Here is a 16,340-nt window from a genome sequence, read left to right as displayed (position 1 = left end):
CAGCACATGCCTCAGGGGCGCTGCCAGATCCCTCTGCCGGGCAGGCGAGCGCGGTCATGCTGGCGTTCGAGGTCGAGCATCGGTCCTTTGGGTACCACGCCGGTCGGGTTGATGGTGGTGTGGCTGGCGTAGTAATGCTGCTTGATGTGGCGAAAATCCACGGTTTGTGCGACCCCCGGCCACTGATACAGCTCGCGCAACCAGTGGGACAGGTTGGGGTAGTCCTCGATGCGCCGCAGGTTGCACTTGAAGTGGCCGTGATACACGGCATCGAAGCGAATCAGCGTGGTGAACAGGCGCCAGTCGGCTTCGGTGAGGTATTCGCCGGCCAGGTAGCGGCGCTCATCGAGTAGCGCGTCCAGCCGATCCAGTTCACCGAATAGCTCATCGAAGGCTTCTTCGTAAGCCTGCTGGCTGGTGGCGAAGCCGGCGCGGTACACGCCATTGTTGACGGCTGGATAGATGCGCTGGTTGAGTGCATCGATCTCGCCACGCAGCGCCGGCGGGTAGAGATCCAGGGGGTTGCCGGTGAGGTCGTCGAATGCCGAATTGAACATGCGGATGATTTCCGCCGATTCGTTGTTGACGATGCGTTGCTGCTGTCTGTCCCACAGCAGCGGCACGGTGACCCGTCCGCTGTAGCGCGGATTGTCGGTCGTATAGCGCTGATGCAAGAACTCGAGACCATCAAGTGTATCGCCGGTGGAGCCATGCTCAGGGTCGAAGGTCCAGCCGTTGTCGCGCATCAGCCAGCTGACCACGGAAACGTCGACCAGCGCCTCCAGGCCCTTGAGCTTGCGCAGGATCAGGGTGCGATGGGCCCAGGGGCAGGCCAGGGATACATACAGGTGGTAGCGCCCGGCTTCGGCGGCAAAGCCGCCTTCGCCACTCGGTCCAGGGGCGCCATCGGCGGTGATCCAGTGGCGCCGCTGGGCCTTCTCGCGTTTGAACTGGCCGTCTTCGCCTGTGTCGTACCACTGGTCGCGCCAGCGTCCCTCGATCAGCAGACCCATCGCTCGCGTCCTCTTCTCTGGAAAGTAGAGGCTCAGTCTATCGAGCTAGTCTCGATATAAAAGCGCAAATAACTGCCATTATCTATCGGTCAGTTAGATACTTGTCGTGCGTCCCAGAGGCGCTCGGCCTCTACGAAGGCCTCCTCGCGCGCCATCCCCAAAGCGCGCAGGCCCAGGGCCATGCTGCTCAGAACGGCCAGGCGGCCATAGGCATCGTCCGCTTCGCCACGCCAGAACGCCTGCAGATGTGCGGGCTCCAGGCGCTCCGGTTTGACGTGGCGCTGCGCCGACAGCGGTGGCCAGTCCTCGTCCCAGTTGACTCCATCGGCGGTGCCATAGAGGTGGCTGGTGGCGTCGGGGTTGACCTCGATCTCGCCGCCTTCGCCTTTGATCACCAGGGCACTGTCGCCGAGCAACTGGCTGGCCTCGCGATGCACCGCCTGGTAGCCAGGATGGAAGATGCTCTGCAGGCCGCAGCGCGCGCCAAGCGGATTGAGAATCCGTGCCAGGGAGTGGATCGGCGAGCGCAGGCCGAGGGTGTTGCGCAGGTCTATCATCCTTTGCAGCTGCGGCATCCAGGCGCCGAGTGGCATAAAGGCCAGTCGCCTGTGCTCCAGGGCCTGCTCGACCGCGGCCCAGTCGTGGCACAGGGGAATGTCCAGAAGATCGAGGAACTGCTCGCTGTACAGCCGACCTGCGGTGTGGGCGCCGCCGCCGTGCATGAGGATGCGTACACCACTCTGTGCCAGGGCCTTGGCGGCCAGCAGGAACCAGGGTAGGTGGCGCTTCTTGCCGGCATAGCTGGGCCAGTCCAGGTCCACGGCTATGGAAGGAGGTTGCAGGCGCTCGCGGATCGCCTCGGCGAAGCCGGCCATCTCCTCGGCGCTTTCCTCCTTGTGCCGCAGTAGCATCAGGAAGGCGCCGAGCTGGGTGTCCTCGACCTTGCCGTCCAATAGCATGCCCATGGCCTCGCGGGCCTCGGCGCGGGTCAGGTTGCGCGCGCCGCGCTTGCCCTTGCCGAGGATGCGGACGAATTGGGCGAAGGGGTGTTCCGGTGGGGCGACTAGATTCATAGGCAGTTCGTCGGTCTGGGCAGGCCCGCCAGCTTGGCGGCGAGTTTGGCGGGAGCGCCTTTGAATAAGAGGTTCAGATGCAGGCTGTTGCCTTTCTCCGCCCCGAGCTTGAGCGCCACGTACTTGATCAGCGGGCGATTGGCCGGCGACAGCTGGAACTCGGCGTAGAAGGCACGCAGCAGATGGAGGATTTCCCAGTGCTCGGCCCCCAGGTGCAGTGCTTCCTCCCGGGCCAGGGCCTCGGCTACCGCTTCGGACCAGTCCGCCAGTTCGACCAGGTAGCCATCCTTGTCCAGCGCGATGTCGCGGCCGTCGACCATCAAGTGCTTCATAGCCAGCTATTGACCTTGTCGAAGCGGCAGCTCAGGTCGACGAACTGCAGGTAATCCACCACCTGTACGCGCTCGGCAGGCTTGATTGCGCGGGCCTCGAGGTCTTCGAGCAGGGCGAACAGGCCGACGCATTCGGGTACCTGTTGCAGCGCTTCGTACGGTGCACTGGCTGACTGCAGGGCATACACCGCATCGCCGCACAGCAGCAGGCCGTCGGAGGGGCCGAGCAGGCGCAGGCAGCTGGTCAGGCGGTTGTCGCCGAAGGGCGAATGGGAAAGGACGTGCAGGGTAGCCATCAGAGGGTAATCACCTGATCGTAGCGGTCGATAAGTGCCCTCAGTGCCTCGTCATCCAGTGCCTCGACGGGCAGTGCCAGCGCCTGATCGGCCAGGCCGCGCTCCCGCAGGCTGGGTGCCGAGGCGTACAGCGACTCGATGCCGAACATCGGCAGCGCCTGCAGGTTGGCGCCCAGGTCCTTCTGCTGCAGGACCTTGGGCTGCTGGGCACTGGCCAGCTGGAATACGCCGTCATCGAGGAACAGCAGGGCGATCGGCAGGTCGTAGGCGCCGCCGGCCAGGGCGATGTCCAGCGCCTCGCGGGCGCTCGGCCCAGCCCACGGCGCCTGGCGGCTGATGATCAACAGGGACTTGCTCATGTCATGGGCCTCCGAAACACACCAGGCGGTCGGCCATCTGCGTGGCTTCATGCAGCTGGCCGAGGCCGGACAGCTCCCAGGGGGCGCTCAGATTGGCGGCGCTGCGCTCATAGCGCTGGGCCTCTTCTTCATTCAGCACCCCGCGGCGCAGGGCGGCGGCGATACAGACGACGCCGTCCAGTTGCCGCTCGCGCACGAACTCGCGCCACTCACCAGGTAGGTCCAGCTCATCCTGGGCGCTGACGACCGTACTCGAGGCGCTGTGCACGCCGTCCTGATAGAAGAACAGCCGAACGATCTCGTGCCCACCGTCCAAGGCCGCCTGGGCGAAGCGCAGGGCGCGGCGGGAGGAGGGCGCGTGGGGGGCGGAAAACAGGGCGATGGCGAATTTCATAGAGGAGCCAAGCGGGAAATCTGCCGGAATGATAAAGCCTGCGCGCGCAAGATGCTCGCCGCAGGCATGAAAAAGCCCGCCGAAGCGGGCTTTCGCTGAGCGTGGCTGGATCAGTCGTCGCCCATCAGGCCGAACAGTTGCAGCAGGCTGACGAACAGGTTGTAGATCGATACATACAGGCTGATGGTGGCCATGATGTAGTTGCGCTCGCCGCCATGAATGATCGCGCTGGTCTGGAACAGGATGCAGGCCGAGGAGAACAGCACGAAGCCGGCGCTGATCGCCAGTTGCAGGCCGCTGATCTGGAAGAAGAAGCTGGCCACCACGGCGCCGAGCAGGACGAAGAATCCAGCGGTGATGAAGCCGCTGAGGAAGCTCATGTCCTTACGCGTGGTCAGTACGTAGGCGGACAGGCCACAGAACACCAGCGCGGTCATGGAGAACGCCGAGCTGACCACTTCCGCACCGTTGGCCATGCCCAGGTAGCGGTTGAGGATCGGCCCCAGGGTGTAGCCCATGAAACCGGTCAGGGCGAGGGTGGACACCAGGCCCCAGGGCGAATTACGCAGCTTCGCGGTGAGGAAGAACAGGCCGTAGAAGCCGATCAGCACCACGAAAATGTTCGGGTAAGGGGCGTTGGCGCGCTGGGCGAAAAAAGCGACCAGGCCGCTGAAGGCCAGGGTGATGGCCAGCAGGCCGTACGTGTTGCGCAGCACGCGGCTGACTTCTTGTTGCTCAACCTGTGAGTGGCTGAGTGCGTAATCTTGTTCGCGCATGGCGACACTCCTTCAATGGCTAGGGGATCCGTGAACAGCGTTGAGATGGATCATAACAGAGCATTTGACGGTGCCAACCCAGAGAGTTTGACAGTGTGTTGCGTTCGGGTAAGATTGCCGCCCGCGAGAAGCCGGAAGCGTGGCAGAGCGGTTGAATGCAACGGTCTTGAAAACCGTCGAAGGGGAAACTCTTCCGTGAGTTCGAATCTCACCGCTTCCGCCAAATAAGAGCATCAAGGCCCCGTGAATCGGGGCTTTTTTGTTTCTGGGCTTCCTCAGTCCACACCCTAGTCCACACTTTGGCTGGATCGATGGCGTTGAGGTATGAGGTCATCTGGGGGGGGCTGCCGCCCGGAGCAGCACCTACAAGACGAATGGAAAGCGCAGCGCATTGTGCGAGCCGATTCGCAAGCTTGAGACGCCTAGAGTCCAGACCTATGCCATGGCGATCACTCGTCTTAGGTGATCAAGCGCCAGTTTGCCTAATTCAAGGGGCGATTCCGTGTGTTGGCTCATAACACCGCGCAACTGGTGACGCTGTTAGCTCTGTCGAGCCTAAGGATGACGCGGCGACGTTTGCTGGCGCATGCGGGAGAGGCGTGCCTGTAATTCGGCAAATGGCCGCTGCGAGCTGCTCTCGTCCGCCCCAGAACACCTGAGTGTGTGGAAAAGCTGGGAGATTTTGATCGAGTTACCTGCTTTTACAGTCGGCGGAGGCGGAAGTCGGCCAGAAATACCGCGCCAATTCAGGCCATCCCTAAATGGGGGCATCTGTCGATTGTCATCCATCATCTAGATAGATGCCGCTTTCAGATTCCATCGTTATCAGGCGCTCCAAAACTTGAGCCCGTTTCAGGTTGTGAGTGTCAGCTAAATTTTTTAGCAAGTCGATTGCCGTTATCGATAGCATGACGTTGAACTGCTTTTTGTCTAATGCTCGCTCGTCAAACTGCTGGCGGTTCCAGCGCTTCTTGATTTGCTGGATAATAGCTTTCTGCTCATTTGGGCCAAAATCTGCTCTGTCGAAGTATATGAGCAGCCCTTCGTAATCGCTGAAATGCAGCGGCACCCGGGCTAAGATCGGTTTGTTTTTCTTCAACCATTCCCAGGCGCAAACGCAGCGTTTCGTTCCTTCCTTTTTGTCTGCGAACCAGTCAAAGGCACTGTCTTGTTCCTTGTGTCTGAGCCAATCGTTGTGAAGTTGTGCGATTTTGTTTGCTTTATCCGTGCTATCTAAATCCCATAAGTCAAGCATGGCAATTAGGTGGGTCTGGCCTGTGAGATGTGCCAGTCCCCTCGGTAGACCTCGACCTGGTTTCAAGTCGGTGATCTCTTCAATCCTAGGAAGTAGCCACTCGTACTGTCGAGTACTCCTCTTTTCAATCCAGCTTATGTGACGGTAACTAACTAAATAGCGGTCTTTCTCTAAGGCAAGGCGCTCAATTGTACGAGTCCTGGTTTTCAGGTGGTGAGCGATCTCTTCCCGCATGGTGAGGCCGTTACATGTAGTGGGGTCAAGGTTTACTTGCTCTCTGTAATATAAGTAGAGCCATAACCACACGTCATGGCGATTTACCTTTTGATGCTCTTTGAGTAGTTGTCCCAGTTCGTCTGGGTAATCAATCTCAGTTAATACCATTGATAAACTCTATAATGATAAGTTAATCGATAGTTGGTAGCTATCAATTCTAGATGAATTATAAGACGCTTCTAATGGATTTCTAGAGAAATCCTATCTGGGATCTATGGTGGATATATAGGTATTCTAGGAATCAATTTTGTTAAACGTTCCAGGCTTTAAAGGAGGTGTGGGTATGTTTGTTCCAATTTATCAAGGAATCATGATCTGCTCAAGAGTATAAATTTCTAGAGGCGTTCAGTAGATGGGTGCATGTGGGGCCATTTCCCGGTCGCCTAGCATGTGTGGCCCATTTCGTTTCCGTGCCGGTTCAGGATGTGGCGATGTCATTGGCGTAAGGGGTATTGAGCCGTGCTATCAGACACTTGCTGCAGTAGATTAGTTGTTCTTTCGAGATAAAACATGAAGTTGACCTCGCTCCAGTTACATTGTTGCCAGCAGTAGATGTATGTCGACTTCTTGGGTTTCCAATCCCTACCACCACTGCTTCACCTTGGATTGACTATCGCTGAAGTTGTACCGAGGGGGCTATCGAATGGCGTCTAGTTCGTGTTAAGCAGTGGGAAAGTTGTGCTGCACGGTTGGAGGTTTAAATGATGCCCAGCCTGAGCGCAGGCATTGTGTGGTCATGGAACGTATTTTTCTACAAGCTCCGCCAATCCTCTGAACGAACTACAGGAGCCCGTTCATGAGGATCATCCGTCTGAAAGAAGTCATCGAATCGACCGGTCTGGCTCGGTCGACCATCTATAAGTACATCCTTGAAGGGACTTTCCCCAAGCCAGTGCCGCTGGGAGAGCGATGCGTGGGTTGGGTCGAAAGTGAGGTGCACGATTGGATCCTGGCCAAGATTGAAGAGCGTGATTTGCAGGAGGGCGCTGTATGATTCAATACAACCCCGTTAAGCAAGCCTCCGCCATCTAAGTTCGCGAGCATAATGGTCGGGAGTTCCTGGCCATTATGCTGCTATGCCGTGCTACATCGGCACATACTTTGGCGGGTTGAGGGCTCAGCTAACTCCCACGAAATTGCTTTTGACCTATCGCCTTCCTTACTTGGTACTGAACGCCCGATTGCTCAGCCTGCGCGGGAATTGGTGCCGGTATCCGGGCTGGATTAAGTTATATAGAAAAATAGACATTAAACATACTCACTACCCGTCACGTCATGCATGACCATAGACAAGTGCATGGCAGTCGAGCAGTAAAAAAATATCCAACCGGTATCTGGTATGAATCAACCACACCAGGTACCGACCATGAGCCCTCGCAACACCTTCACCCAGACCAATCTCTCCCAGTCCGGAGCCTCCATCAGGATCGAGCAGCTCGTACGGGCAATCGCGCGGACGGACAAGCCAGCCTTCGATATCACCCACACGCGATCCGGTGACCAGCGGATACGGGAGACCCGGCTTAGCAGGCACTTCCAGTCCATCCAGCAGTTGCTGGATGTCTTCGATGACCGCTACTGCTATGCCTACAGCGAGGATCTGCAGGCTTTCAAGGAAGCCTGTCAGGACATCGGCCTGGAGCGCAGTCCTGTGGGGCTGACCTGCCTCAATGACAGCGGTACGCGCTATCTGAGCAGCCACGAGACCATGAACTTATTGGTGGATCGTATTCGTCAGCTGATTTGCAGTAAGAAGTACCGGCGTAAGGCTGGCGATCGTCGTTACGAGGCTAAGCAGAAGCAGGCCACGATTACCAAGTACGTGAACTGGGTGCTGAATCGCTACTCCCGGACGGTTGTGGTTCGGGTCGATTTCCACTATCGGGCGGCTGCACGTGGGCGGCTGCGGGTTGAGCATGTGTTTGAGGATTTGGATCAGCTGATCGAGGCACGTGAACGGCATCCAGTCTTCAGGGACGCCACAGGTTATGTCTGTTCGGTCGAGCAGGGCGAGGACAAGGGCTTCCACATTCATGCTGCGTTCTTCTTCAACGGCGCTGAGGTGCGCTGCGACTGCAACAAGGCGAGACAGATTGGTGAGCTGTGGGTGGAGCAGGTCACGCGTGGGGCCGGCTATTTCTTCAGCTGCAACGATGAGAAGGACAGCTACGGTGATGAGCTCGGCATCGGGACCGTCAAGCGTGCTGATGACTCGGTCCGCAGCAAGGTCATCAAGGCGATGCACTACCTTGCAAAAGACGGCCAGCATCTCCGTTTTAAGCCTGCAGGTGCCAGGGCCTTTCGTATGGGGCAGGTCTAACGTCAGCGCGCTGCTCTGCCTGGGTTGAGTTAACCGCAGGGCTTGATAGACGGGGCATGCATTTAAACAGCTCTGCTGACTAATGCCGTACTGGTCTAGCTAGCCGACACCGTCCACAGCTCCCCAAGCTTGGTGGTGTAAGCAGGGCTGAGCATTTCCCGGCGCATACCCCAGTCTGGATCGGCCTTCAGCCGGGCTGGGCGCAGCGTGCCGCGTCCCCACTTGCCATTGATTTGATCCAATACGGACATGAGCTGGTCGACGCGTATCGGCTGTTCGGGGGTGAACAGGTCAGTGGTGTATTCATTGCGTTGGCATAGGCCCAGTAGCAGTACCTGTGCTTTGGCGTAGGCGAATCCAGGACGGTAAAGCCGAGCGATACCGTCCTGTGCTGCCTGGATGATCAGGCGCGTGTCATCGGTCGGGTAGGGCAGTTGGCAGAGTATGCCGTTGGCGTATTTGGCTTCGTCCGGGTTGAACAGTCCGGTGCGCAGGCTGACTCTGATCTGCTGACAAACCGAGTGCTGGTTGCGCAGCTTTTCTGCGGCCCTCGTCGCGTAGGCGGCAACAGCCTCCTGAATGGGAGGGAGTTCGCGCAGGCGCTTGCCGAATGAGCGGCTGGAGCAGATCTCTTGCTTCGGCGGGGCGCAATCTTCTAGGTCAAGACAAGGGATGCCGCGTAGTTCGCGGGAGGTTTTCTCAACCACCACGCTGAATCGCTTACGCAGCGTCCACGCGTCCGTCTGTGCCAGATCCCAAGCGCTCTTGACCTGCATGGCCTCCAGATGAGCCTGCATACGCCTACCGATGCCCCAGACCTCCGCTACCGGCAGTGCCTTGAGCAATTTGTCGCGTCTGCTGGGGTCGCGGATATCGACCACCCCACCGGTTTGCGCCTGCCAGCGCTTGGCGGCGTGATTGGCCAGCTTGGCTAACGTCTTGGTGCCGGCAATGCCGATGCCTACCGGGATACCAGTTTTCTGCTGAACCTCCGCGCGGACCGACCGAGCCAGGGGCTCGGCTTGTTCGGTAAGGCCGCTGACGTCGGCAAAGGCTTCATCGATGCTGTAGACCTCCACCGCTGGAAAGCGCGACTCTAGGATGGCCATCACCCGTTCGCTCATGTCGCCGTACAACGCGTAGTTGCTGCTGAAGGCAACGATTCCATGGCGCTTGAGGTCATTACGAATCTCATGGAAGAGGGCGCCCATCTTCACGAACGGCTTGGCATCGGCCGAGCGGGCGATCACGCAGCCATCGTTGTTGCTCAACACCACGATGGGCGTACGCAACAAGTCGGGACGAAACACCCGCTCGCAGCTGGCGTAGAAGCTGTTGCAGTCGATCAGGGCGAAGGCGGGCTCAGCCATGCTGGCGGTGCCCGCGAATGCTGTGCGTCACCACGCCCCAGATCAGCAGCTCATCGCCTTCGAGGATGTAACGCGGGGCATAGCGTGGGTTCTCCGAGCGCAGGATCAGCTGCTCGCTCTCCCGGCAAAAACGCTTCACGAAGACTTCGCCGTTTAGGCTGGCCACCACCACATCGCCAGGCCTGGCAGGCAGCGCGCGACTGACGATCAGCAGGTCGGCGTCGAAGATCCCTGCGCCCTGCATGCTATCCCCGGATACGCGGACGATGTAGGTGTGCGGTGCTGCCACATCCAGCAGGGTATCCAGGGAGATTTTCTGGTCCATGTGGTCTAGGGCGGGGCTGGGGAAGCCCGCTGGCACATGGACATCGAACAGTGCGAGTGGTGCTGATGCTTGCAGGATGGAACCGAGTAAAACGGCATTGCTCATGGGGCTGAACTCAAAACTGTATGCATATACAGTAATGGTCCAGCCAGGCTGCCTACAAGCGGCATTCGTCCGGTTCGGTCATGAGCGGAATAGGTCTGTTCGGTTTCTTTACATGCGAAAAGCTTACAGATCGACCGCGCCTCGCCGAGAAACTAATGTGTCTGCACCGTCACTATTGAATGAGGTTGGTCATGTTGATGATGAACACGCTGATTGATTTCGTTGTGCTGGCCGCATTGCTGCCCTTTCTGCTGTGCTTGGCGCGACTGACCTACGGTGGGGCACAGTAGGCCCAGCCTCAGGGAATAGGCGATCTGCACTGCACTGACCTATTGAGTCGGCTTGGCTGGCTCTGTCATGGGGGCTGCTGTGTAACTAGCTCGATCTTGTGCCGCACGATACGCGGCTAGTTCACAAGCCAATCCGGGTTGCTATCGACCGCAGTAGGGGCGCACTTCCGATCGTCGAGCCTCTTCAGCCAGTCACCGAGGCACCTTTGCTCTGCTGCGGTCAGTACCCCGCTTTCCTTATCCAGCGGCGAGGCGGGCGTTTCAACAACAGTCGCAGGCTGTTGGCTTTTTCCTTGACTCGAGCCCATCGGCCGGTGAGATAGCCATTCTAGAAGTGGTTTTCCGTCACGTATCCGCATGTGATGCCCCCTGTTTCGCATTCTTGGCTGAGGGTTAAAGCATCGGTGCCTGGAGCAGGCGGCGTTAGCCGGGCTCCTGTTTGGTCTGCTCGTCGCTTAGCAGAAGCCAGTACCTGCTGGCGTGTAGGCCTGGCACATGCCGGAGCGAGATATCAACTCGGGTGTCTTGGGGTAGCTGGGTCGTCAGCGCATCATTGACATCGGCATATTCGCCAAAGGTAAGAGATTCATCGTACTCGATGAGCAAGAGGGCGCTTCGTATAGGCATTGCTGGGTCAGGGAGCATTGGCGTTCGCAGACTAATCATGACTGCTTCGGCAAGGGGCTCCTCGCCGTGAAAGACCAGCCACCGCCCATGGACAAAAGGCAAGCTGGCGTATGCTGCCCAATCCAGGCTCATCGCATCGGGCTTATCCAGAGTGGCAAACAGGCTCGCTAAGAAACGGCCGGGTAGTTCCACTTCGTCAGGCCATATGTAGCTACGCAGGTTCATGTGGCTATGTGCGGGCTGCCCTCCTAGATAGTGAAGGCTGAAGAGCTCAGTCTGCGGACGCAATGCTTCAAGCCGATCCACTGGAATATGGCCAGCGTCTAAGACGTGGACCTCATGAAAGTTCACACCTGCAGGGGTAGGGTCAGCCCAGCCGAGTGTATGCAGTGTGATGCTCTCGAAATCGCTGCCTACTGGCCGACTCGGGGGTTCATGACTCGCCAGTATTCGCTGCTCCCAAGCTCGAGCCACTTCGCGAGTCGCGGCGATTATCCCTATATCCAGAGGCGGCATGTACTCCTGAAGAAAGCCAGGGTGCTGGAACCCCTCGTGCTGATGGCCGCGGCTAAAAAGCTCACCGCTTTCAATCATTGCGTACAGGTAGTCGTCGGGGCGGGCCGTCTGTCGCAGGCGTAGCTTGCTGAATTTGGTATCCATACATCGCTCCCGTATCAGCGAACCTGGGTGGGCGCATTGATGCACTTGTAGCCAGGGTATTGCGCTTCGGCAGTGGCCTTGGCCATCGCTGACGTCACTGCCCGAACGGTAATGGTGAAATTGGCCTGTGGGCCGGCCCCAGGCACAACGCGCTGCAGGAAAGCCGAGTAGGTATTCATGAGCTTTTGCACTCCCGATGTGTTGAGAGTGCAGCGTGAATCTTCGGTGCGACAGGTTATGTCGCTGCTGGCTTGAGTTCCGCGTAGAAACCGGCCATCTCACGAGCCGTGTCGGCGATGAATTGGCGCAGTGAAGGTGGCTCTAGCACCTCAACCGTGGCGCCATGACTCAGTACCCACCACTTCAGCCCCTGGGTGTACTCCATTTGGCATTCGAGAAGCCACCAGCCGTCTGCCTGAAGAGTCAGGCGCTGCTGTCTGGAAAGGGGCGTTTCAGTCTCGTCTAGTCGATCACGCAAGTTGGGGCTAATCCGTAGTTTGAGCTGGACGGGTTGATCCTCGACCAAGATTCGCTGGACATGTTGGCGCAGGTCAAAATTGCTAGGTTCTCTGACCTGCCGGGCCTCAAGGGGTTTGATCGCACGGAAACGATGCAGGGGGAGGGTACGCACCTCAGGCGCATTTTCCTCCAAGCACACCACATAGATGCTGGAGTCCTGGTAGGACAACCCCAGTGGACTGATGACCTTGGTTTTCTCCGCCCGACTGCGCCTTGAGTAATAGCGAATTTCCAGTTGATAGCCTTCGATCAAGGCGCGCTGGATTTCGTGCAGGAAGCGTTCGTTAATTGGCGCGGATAACAGTTGTAGGTGTTGCGTACCAGTGACTACCTTGTTCAGCCAGCGGCCTTCCAGGGGGTGGAGCTTGCTCAACAGTTGTTTGGACTGCCGGTAGTGTTCCTGCAGGTCCTTCAGGGCGGCACCATGGATCAGGTGGCTGGCATGTTCAATCAGCATGACCATGCCCAGCGCGACTTTGGCCGATTTAAGTCGTCCGTCCTTCGGGGCACTCGACGGAGCCTCATCTATCCGTTGCCACTGATAGGAACCATCGTCGGCCCGTCCAACATTTTCGATCTTGCCTGACTCACTGAATGCTTTGAGATCTCGCTCGATGGTGCGCTCACTGAAGGTGCCTCCAGGCAGGAGTTTCAATACCCTCTGATGCACCTCACTTTGTGTGATTGTCCCTTTACCGGCATACGGAACCAGTTCCAAGACGAGGTTCCGTCGCTCCAGGGTAGTCATGGCCCTAGGTTGGTCAGCGTTGCTCGGCATTTCATTTGGTCCTTAACGACAGGTGTTGTCGCCGCTCCGTGGAAGGATAGATCTCGAATCAGGCGACGCATTAGCGGCTTGCCAAGCGTAACCATGCGGATAGTCGAGAGGGAGCAGGATGTCCGAATCGCCAAGTGTGATCAATGTTTTGGAAGCGCTGTTACCACCCGTTGAAGACCTCGAATTAGAGCCGATGGCGGAGCTTAGGAGCCTCTACGCAGGTGTCGGAATGCCCTCATTGCGGGCGAACGAGATTGAGCCCCTAGGCTTTATGCCGTTCGGCGAGATGTTTCGCCAGATCAGTCATCGTTCCCCATTGCGGCGTGTGGTAGAAATTGACGAGTTCCTTCAGCGTTATCGCCTTCTTCGAGCAGAGGCCCTTGAGGGTGATTACGAAGGCATGAATGACCTGGGATGGCTCTGGCTCAACGGGCGGATGCTGCCCACTGACCATTCACTGGCCCGCCGTCTTTTTAGGCTGGCAGCAGCGTCTGGATGCTCCGAAGCTTTGTTCAATCTCGCAGAACAGCACTACTACGGGAAAGGCGTCCCTGTGGACCTGAATCTTGCCGCTGATTACTACCAACAAGCGTACAGCCAAGGAATCATTCCGGCGGCAAGAATGCTCGGGTCACTGTATCTAGAACTGTCGGAGCATGAGTCCGTTAACCCTCAGTTGATAGCTGAATGGTTTCGCAAAGGCGCTGAGGACGGCGATCCTGACGCTGGGTACGAACTGGGCTGCTACTTGCTCAGGGGTGACCTCCCAACTCATGATGAGCCGACTGCGCTGTATTGGCTTCAGCATGTGGCTCTGCGGGGGGATTGCCTAGCAGCAGAACGGCTAGCGGAGTACTTCCAGACAAATATGAGCTATGGCGAGAGCTCGACGCGGTTAGGTGGTTTCTGGCTAGATGAGACCGCTAGAGTGCGTCAAGGCCTTGCATGAGACTGGGTTGAGTAATCGGCCTAGCTGCGTCGTGCTGGGGACGCCTCTAGAGAAAACCATGATCATTTTGTGTGTTGAGGCAGGGTGACAGAGCTATAAGGATACACGCCTCGTCCCGGTGACCCGAGACCAGCAGCGTTATTTTTATATTAGAATTTTTGCTCGTTCTACAAGCGATGAAGATAAGGCTCGCTATAAACTTACAAGCTGGCAGAGGGTGTCTATGGATGACTGTATTAGCATCTTGGTTGAATATTTTAAGAGTGAGGTTCCAAGGCTTGGAAGTGTCTATTCGTGGAAGATTCCGAAAAAAATAGCAGGGTTTCCTTATTCGGGTAAAAGAGGTTATGGTCCGAATGTTGAGTTGAAGTGTTATTTTAATAGGCGATGGTTGGAGTCGGACGCTCAGGCCAGATATGAGTTGTCTAAGGAAGTAGTGGTCGACTGGGGAGGAGTGCGTGCAAACAAGGAAGAGACATTAAGGTCGTATGTTGATGAGTTGGGAAAGGAAAGCCCTGCGATGCCGCTAAAGGGCGTGGCAAGCTACTCGAAGTTATATTCTATCGCTAATATGGATAAGTATGCGATATATGATGCTAGGGTTGCGGCGTGTCTAAATGCGGTGCAGTGGAATTTTGGTACTTCGTCAGGTGTTGCTTTCAATTATGTAAGCGGGAGAAACAATATAGTTGGTCATGCTGGCAAGAAGGCAGGCTTTGTATACCAAGAGCCATTTAAAGTCAGATCACTTGTGGGAGCAGGCTGGAGGCGTGTCAGTCGTGATGATACGTACGGCGTGTATCTCAATGTACTGGAGCGGTGCTTAACGGTTTTGCCGGGCTATAAGCTATATGAACTGGAGATGGTCCTTTTCGCAAACGCCGAAAGGGAATGCCTTAAGGCTATGAGGTGCGAGAATAATTAAACGAACGGAGGTGAGCATTCTTTGCAATTCGTAAAAAGGGTGGCGGCAGCTTTGGATCTAGAACTATTGCAAATGTTTTTCCCCTTCTCGCGCACTTTGGCATTGTGAGTATAGAGCGTGGCCCTGCTACCCCTGTTTGCCGGGCTGGCCCGTGTGGCCTACGGGGGCGAGCAGTAAGCTCAGCCCCACAGGTTATTGCAGATGCGCTGCACCGCGGCGTTGGCCGCGCGGCGATCGAATAGGGCGGCATCGAAGCTTCCGCCCGCCCATTCCAGGGCCTCGTGGCCGTCCTCGTCCAGTGGGCGCTGGCTGATCGACTCCAGAAAATCTAGATACCCGGGCACGCCGCCGACATCCTCGGGTGGGCAGGCGCGGGCACCGTCCAGGACCTCGCACCAGGTGCCTTCCACTTCTGCCGACTCGACGGTTTCTACGGCGATCACATGTTGCCAGTTATCGCCAAAGTCATAGAGGTAGCGCAGCCGATCACCGGCCTGCAGCAGGCGGCGCAGCTTGTGTTTGCGGTCGTCCAGCACGTCGGGCTCGGGGAACTCCAGGTCCGGCGGCATGAAGCGCTGCTCGCCCAGGCTGAACTCGTGCAGGTGGCTGCTGCTCCAGCCCATGGCGGCTTGGATGAAGTGATGCAGTTTGCGCAGCGTGCAGTCGCCGCTGACTCTGATGCGCCGCCAGATGGGCGGGTCGAGTTGCAGGGGTTCAAGTTGAATGTGCAGGGTGATGAGCACCGGGTTTGTCGCCATCTCGGATCCTTACTGATAAAGCCATTGCTTCAGATCATCCAGGTTCGCCACCACGATCTGTTGCGCGGTGGCTTTGGTGTGCACCTTGTTCGGGTCGATCTGGTAGCGCTGCAGCACGTACTGCACCAGTGCGCCGTGGGTGTCGATCACCAGCCTGCCGTCCTGCATGCCGTAATCGCACTCGATGATGGCCTGCTGTTCGGCTGTCAGCCGTGAGTCGGGCACGATGATCACCTGCACGGCGGTGTTCCAGCCCCCATCGCCGTCGCGGCCATGCTCGGACGCATCGTCCAGCACATCTGGCACGCCGCGAAAGCGGCTCAGTACGAAGTCGCGATACTCGCGGTTGCGCTCGCAGTAGGCGCGCACGTGCCAGCGCATGCCGGTGTAGACCAGGGTATGTGGGGCGATGAGGCGGGTCTCGCCGTCCGGGGTGGTGAAAGACACATACTCGCACTCCAGGCGCAGCCCCTCGCGGCAGGCCTTCAGCAGCGGCCGTAATACTTCGGCGCGCACCGTGCGGTCGGGCACCTGCAGCACCTCGGTGTGGGCATAGGCCAGGGCCAAACCCTCGATATGCGGGGCGCGGTCCTGGTTCTGGTTGAGCAGGTGCAGATAGGCGCTGGCGCTGTCGTCGATGAACAGCGGCTTGAACGATTCTGCCGGCACATAGCCCTTGAGGTGTTTGTCGTATGTCAGGTTTTCAGGCGCATGCTCGCTGATGTAGGTGTTGATGTCCTTCGAGGCCTGCTGTCGGCTGATCCCGAAGCTCTGCATCAGGTGATTGGTGGTCAGGCGGCCCTCCCACCAGGCCACGGTCTCGATCAGGCGATAGCGCAGGGCCAGGTCCCAGCGCACGGACTCGATTGATTGCTTGCGTTTCATTGCCCTTCCATCTGCTCGAAAACTTTAAGCTCGCCGAAGTCATTTCGAGGCGGAT

The 16,340-nt window shown here is 57.8% G+C and carries 19 protein-coding genes and 1 tRNA gene; 5 read left to right on the top strand and 15 right to left on the bottom strand.

The window, feature by feature from the left end; genetic code table 11:
• Positions 1 to 11: 11 nt before the first annotated feature.
• The 7 genes from LPB260_RS16545 to LPB260_RS16515 all read right to left on the bottom strand — a co-directional run bounded on the left by LPB260_RS16545 (position 12) and on the right by LPB260_RS16515 (position 4,243).
• A complete protein-coding gene (locus LPB260_RS16545; RefSeq protein WP_208706900.1) occupies positions 12 to 1,013 on the bottom strand; it encodes a glutathione S-transferase family protein in 1,002 nt (333 codons plus the stop codon).
• Between the two features lie 89 nt (positions 1,014 to 1,102).
• The gene (locus LPB260_RS16540) at positions 1,103 to 2,086 is read right to left on the bottom strand and encodes a glycosyl transferase family protein (RefSeq protein ID WP_208706899.1); all 984 of its coding nucleotides are present in this window, start codon (positions 2,084 to 2,086) and stop codon (positions 1,103 to 1,105) included.
• Positions 2,083 to 2,418 carry a TusE/DsrC/DsvC family sulfur relay protein gene (locus LPB260_RS16535; protein WP_208706898.1) on the bottom strand — a complete coding sequence of 112 codons (336 nt, stop codon included), beginning with the start codon at positions 2,416 to 2,418 and terminating at the stop codon, positions 2,083 to 2,085. The genes LPB260_RS16540 and LPB260_RS16535 overlap by 4 nt, the downstream gene beginning before the upstream one ends.
• Positions 2,415 to 2,714: a sulfurtransferase complex subunit TusB gene (gene tusB, locus LPB260_RS16530; RefSeq protein ID WP_208706897.1), complete on the bottom strand. Its 300-nt coding sequence runs from the start codon at positions 2,712 to 2,714 to the stop codon at positions 2,415 to 2,417. Before tusB ends, LPB260_RS16535 begins: the two co-directional genes overlap by 4 nt.
• Positions 2,714 to 3,073: a sulfurtransferase complex subunit TusC gene (tusC, locus tag LPB260_RS16525; RefSeq protein WP_208706896.1), complete on the bottom strand. Its 360-nt coding sequence runs from the start codon at positions 3,071 to 3,073 to the stop codon at positions 2,714 to 2,716. The genes tusB and tusC overlap by 1 nt, the downstream gene beginning before the upstream one ends.
• 1 nt (position 3,074) lies before the next feature.
• Positions 3,075 to 3,467: a sulfurtransferase complex subunit TusD gene (gene tusD / locus LPB260_RS16520; protein WP_208706895.1), complete on the bottom strand. Its 393-nt coding sequence runs from the start codon at positions 3,465 to 3,467 to the stop codon at positions 3,075 to 3,077.
• A 110-nt stretch (positions 3,468 to 3,577) separates the two neighbouring features.
• Complete coding sequence (locus LPB260_RS16515) at positions 3,578 to 4,243, bottom strand: Bax inhibitor-1/YccA family protein (RefSeq protein ID WP_208706894.1); 666 nt, start codon at positions 4,241 to 4,243, stop codon at positions 3,578 to 3,580.
• 133 nt (positions 4,244 to 4,376) lie between these two features.
• Here LPB260_RS16515 and LPB260_RS16510 point away from each other — a divergent pair.
• Positions 4,377 to 4,466 (top strand) — tRNA-Ser (locus LPB260_RS16510).
• Between the two features lie 558 nt (positions 4,467 to 5,024).
• Here the strand turns inward: LPB260_RS16510 and LPB260_RS16500 are convergent.
• The gene (locus tag LPB260_RS16500; protein ID WP_208706893.1) at positions 5,025 to 5,882 is read right to left on the bottom strand and encodes a hypothetical protein; all 858 of its coding nucleotides are present in this window, start codon (positions 5,880 to 5,882) and stop codon (positions 5,025 to 5,027) included.
• Between the two features lie 688 nt (positions 5,883 to 6,570).
• Here LPB260_RS16500 and LPB260_RS16495 point away from each other — a divergent pair.
• Positions 6,571 to 6,768, top strand: a complete 198-nt coding sequence (locus LPB260_RS16495) for an AlpA family transcriptional regulator (RefSeq protein ID WP_208706892.1) — start codon at positions 6,571 to 6,573, stop codon at positions 6,766 to 6,768.
• 372 nt (positions 6,769 to 7,140) lie between these two features.
• Positions 7,141 to 8,094, top strand: coding sequence for an inovirus-type Gp2 protein (locus LPB260_RS16490; RefSeq protein ID WP_208706891.1), 954 nt, complete (start codon positions 7,141 to 7,143; stop codon positions 8,092 to 8,094).
• 95 nt (positions 8,095 to 8,189) lie between these two features.
• Here the strand turns inward: LPB260_RS16490 and umuC are convergent, their stop codons facing one another.
• The 5 genes from umuC to LPB260_RS16465 all read right to left on the bottom strand — a co-directional run bounded on the left by umuC (position 8,190) and on the right by LPB260_RS16465 (position 12,708).
• Complete coding sequence (gene umuC, locus LPB260_RS16485) at positions 8,190 to 9,464, bottom strand: translesion error-prone DNA polymerase V subunit UmuC (RefSeq protein WP_208706890.1); 1,275 nt, start codon at positions 9,462 to 9,464, stop codon at positions 8,190 to 8,192.
• Positions 9,457 to 9,894: a LexA family transcriptional regulator gene (locus tag LPB260_RS16480; protein ID WP_208706889.1), complete on the bottom strand. Its 438-nt coding sequence runs from the start codon at positions 9,892 to 9,894 to the stop codon at positions 9,457 to 9,459. Before LPB260_RS16480 ends, umuC begins: the two co-directional genes overlap by 8 nt.
• A 713-nt stretch (positions 9,895 to 10,607) precedes the next feature.
• A complete protein-coding gene (locus tag LPB260_RS16475) occupies positions 10,608 to 11,471 on the bottom strand; it encodes a hypothetical protein (protein ID WP_208706888.1) in 864 nt (287 codons plus the stop codon).
• A gap of 14 nt (positions 11,472 to 11,485) precedes the next feature.
• Positions 11,486 to 11,650, bottom strand: a complete 165-nt coding sequence (locus LPB260_RS16470; RefSeq protein WP_208706887.1) for a hypothetical protein — start codon at positions 11,648 to 11,650, stop codon at positions 11,486 to 11,488.
• A 56-nt stretch (positions 11,651 to 11,706) separates the two neighbouring features.
• Positions 11,707 to 12,708, bottom strand: a complete 1,002-nt coding sequence (locus LPB260_RS16465; protein WP_208706886.1) for a YafY family protein — start codon at positions 12,706 to 12,708, stop codon at positions 11,707 to 11,709.
• A gap of 178 nt (positions 12,709 to 12,886) precedes the next feature.
• On the opposite strand from LPB260_RS16465, the gene LPB260_RS16460 reads away from it, so the two are divergent.
• Entirely contained in the window at positions 12,887 to 13,717 is an 831-nt protein-coding gene (locus LPB260_RS16460; RefSeq protein WP_208706885.1) for a tetratricopeptide repeat protein, read from the top strand.
• Between the two features lie 223 nt (positions 13,718 to 13,940).
• Complete coding sequence (locus LPB260_RS16455) at positions 13,941 to 14,642, top strand: hypothetical protein (RefSeq protein WP_208706884.1); 702 nt, start codon at positions 13,941 to 13,943, stop codon at positions 14,640 to 14,642.
• Positions 14,643 to 14,821: 179 nt separating this feature from the next.
• On the opposite strand, the gene LPB260_RS16450 is transcribed toward LPB260_RS16455, so the two are convergent.
• Both LPB260_RS16450 and LPB260_RS16445 read right to left on the bottom strand, forming a co-directional pair.
• Positions 14,822 to 15,400, bottom strand: a complete 579-nt coding sequence (locus LPB260_RS16450) for a plasmid pRiA4b ORF-3 family protein (protein WP_208706883.1) — start codon at positions 15,398 to 15,400, stop codon at positions 14,822 to 14,824.
• A gap of 9 nt (positions 15,401 to 15,409) precedes the next feature.
• Positions 15,410 to 16,285, bottom strand: coding sequence for a WYL domain-containing protein (locus tag LPB260_RS16445; protein WP_208706882.1), 876 nt, complete (start codon positions 16,283 to 16,285; stop codon positions 15,410 to 15,412).
• Positions 16,286 to 16,340: the final 55 nt, after the last annotated feature.

It is taken from the genome of Pseudomonas sp. LPB0260 (genome assembly GCF_013388395.1).
This window is presented reverse-complemented; position numbering and strand designations above follow the sequence as displayed.

What these genes read in the sequence shown, in the direction of transcription:
- umuC (WP_208706890.1), bottom strand. Translation starts at nt 9,464, where the DNA reads ATGGCTGAGCCCGCCTTCGCCCTGATCGACTGCAACAGCTTCTACGCC.
- LPB260_RS16460 (WP_208706885.1), top strand. Translation starts at nt 12,887, where the DNA reads ATGTCCGAATCGCCAAGTGTGATCAATGTTTTGGAAGCGCTGTTACCA.
- LPB260_RS16495 (WP_208706892.1), top strand. Translation starts at nt 6,571, where the DNA reads ATGAGGATCATCCGTCTGAAAGAAGTCATCGAATCGACCGGTCTGGCT.
- LPB260_RS16490 (WP_208706891.1), top strand. Translation starts at nt 7,141, where the DNA reads ATGAGCCCTCGCAACACCTTCACCCAGACCAATCTCTCCCAGTCCGGA.
- LPB260_RS16500 (WP_208706893.1), bottom strand. Translation starts at nt 5,882, where the DNA reads ATGGTATTAACTGAGATTGATTACCCAGACGAACTGGGACAACTACTC.
- LPB260_RS16455 (WP_208706884.1), top strand. Translation starts at nt 13,941, where the DNA reads ATGGATGACTGTATTAGCATCTTGGTTGAATATTTTAAGAGTGAGGTT.
- LPB260_RS16475 (WP_208706888.1), bottom strand. Translation starts at nt 11,471, where the DNA reads ATGGATACCAAATTCAGCAAGCTACGCCTGCGACAGACGGCCCGCCCC.
- LPB260_RS16515 (WP_208706894.1), bottom strand. Translation starts at nt 4,243, where the DNA reads ATGCGCGAACAAGATTACGCACTCAGCCACTCACAGGTTGAGCAACAA.
- LPB260_RS16480 (WP_208706889.1), bottom strand. Translation starts at nt 9,894, where the DNA reads ATGAGCAATGCCGTTTTACTCGGTTCCATCCTGCAAGCATCAGCACCA.
- LPB260_RS16450 (WP_208706883.1), bottom strand. Translation starts at nt 15,400, where the DNA reads ATGGCGACAAACCCGGTGCTCATCACCCTGCACATTCAACTTGAACCC.
- LPB260_RS16540 (WP_208706899.1), bottom strand. Translation starts at nt 2,086, where the DNA reads ATGAATCTAGTCGCCCCACCGGAACACCCCTTCGCCCAATTCGTCCGC.
- LPB260_RS16445 (WP_208706882.1), bottom strand. Translation starts at nt 16,285, where the DNA reads ATGAAACGCAAGCAATCAATCGAGTCCGTGCGCTGGGACCTGGCCCTG.
- LPB260_RS16535 (WP_208706898.1), bottom strand. Translation starts at nt 2,418, where the DNA reads ATGAAGCACTTGATGGTCGACGGCCGCGACATCGCGCTGGACAAGGAT.
- tusB (WP_208706897.1), bottom strand. Translation starts at nt 2,714, where the DNA reads ATGGCTACCCTGCACGTCCTTTCCCATTCGCCCTTCGGCGACAACCGC.
- tusD (WP_208706895.1), bottom strand. Translation starts at nt 3,467, where the DNA reads ATGAAATTCGCCATCGCCCTGTTTTCCGCCCCCCACGCGCCCTCCTCC.
- LPB260_RS16545 (WP_208706900.1), bottom strand. Translation starts at nt 1,013, where the DNA reads ATGGGTCTGCTGATCGAGGGACGCTGGCGCGACCAGTGGTACGACACA.
- tusC (WP_208706896.1), bottom strand. Translation starts at nt 3,073, where the DNA reads ATGAGCAAGTCCCTGTTGATCATCAGCCGCCAGGCGCCGTGGGCTGGG.
- LPB260_RS16470 (WP_208706887.1), bottom strand. Translation starts at nt 11,650, where the DNA reads ATGAATACCTACTCGGCTTTCCTGCAGCGCGTTGTGCCTGGGGCCGGC.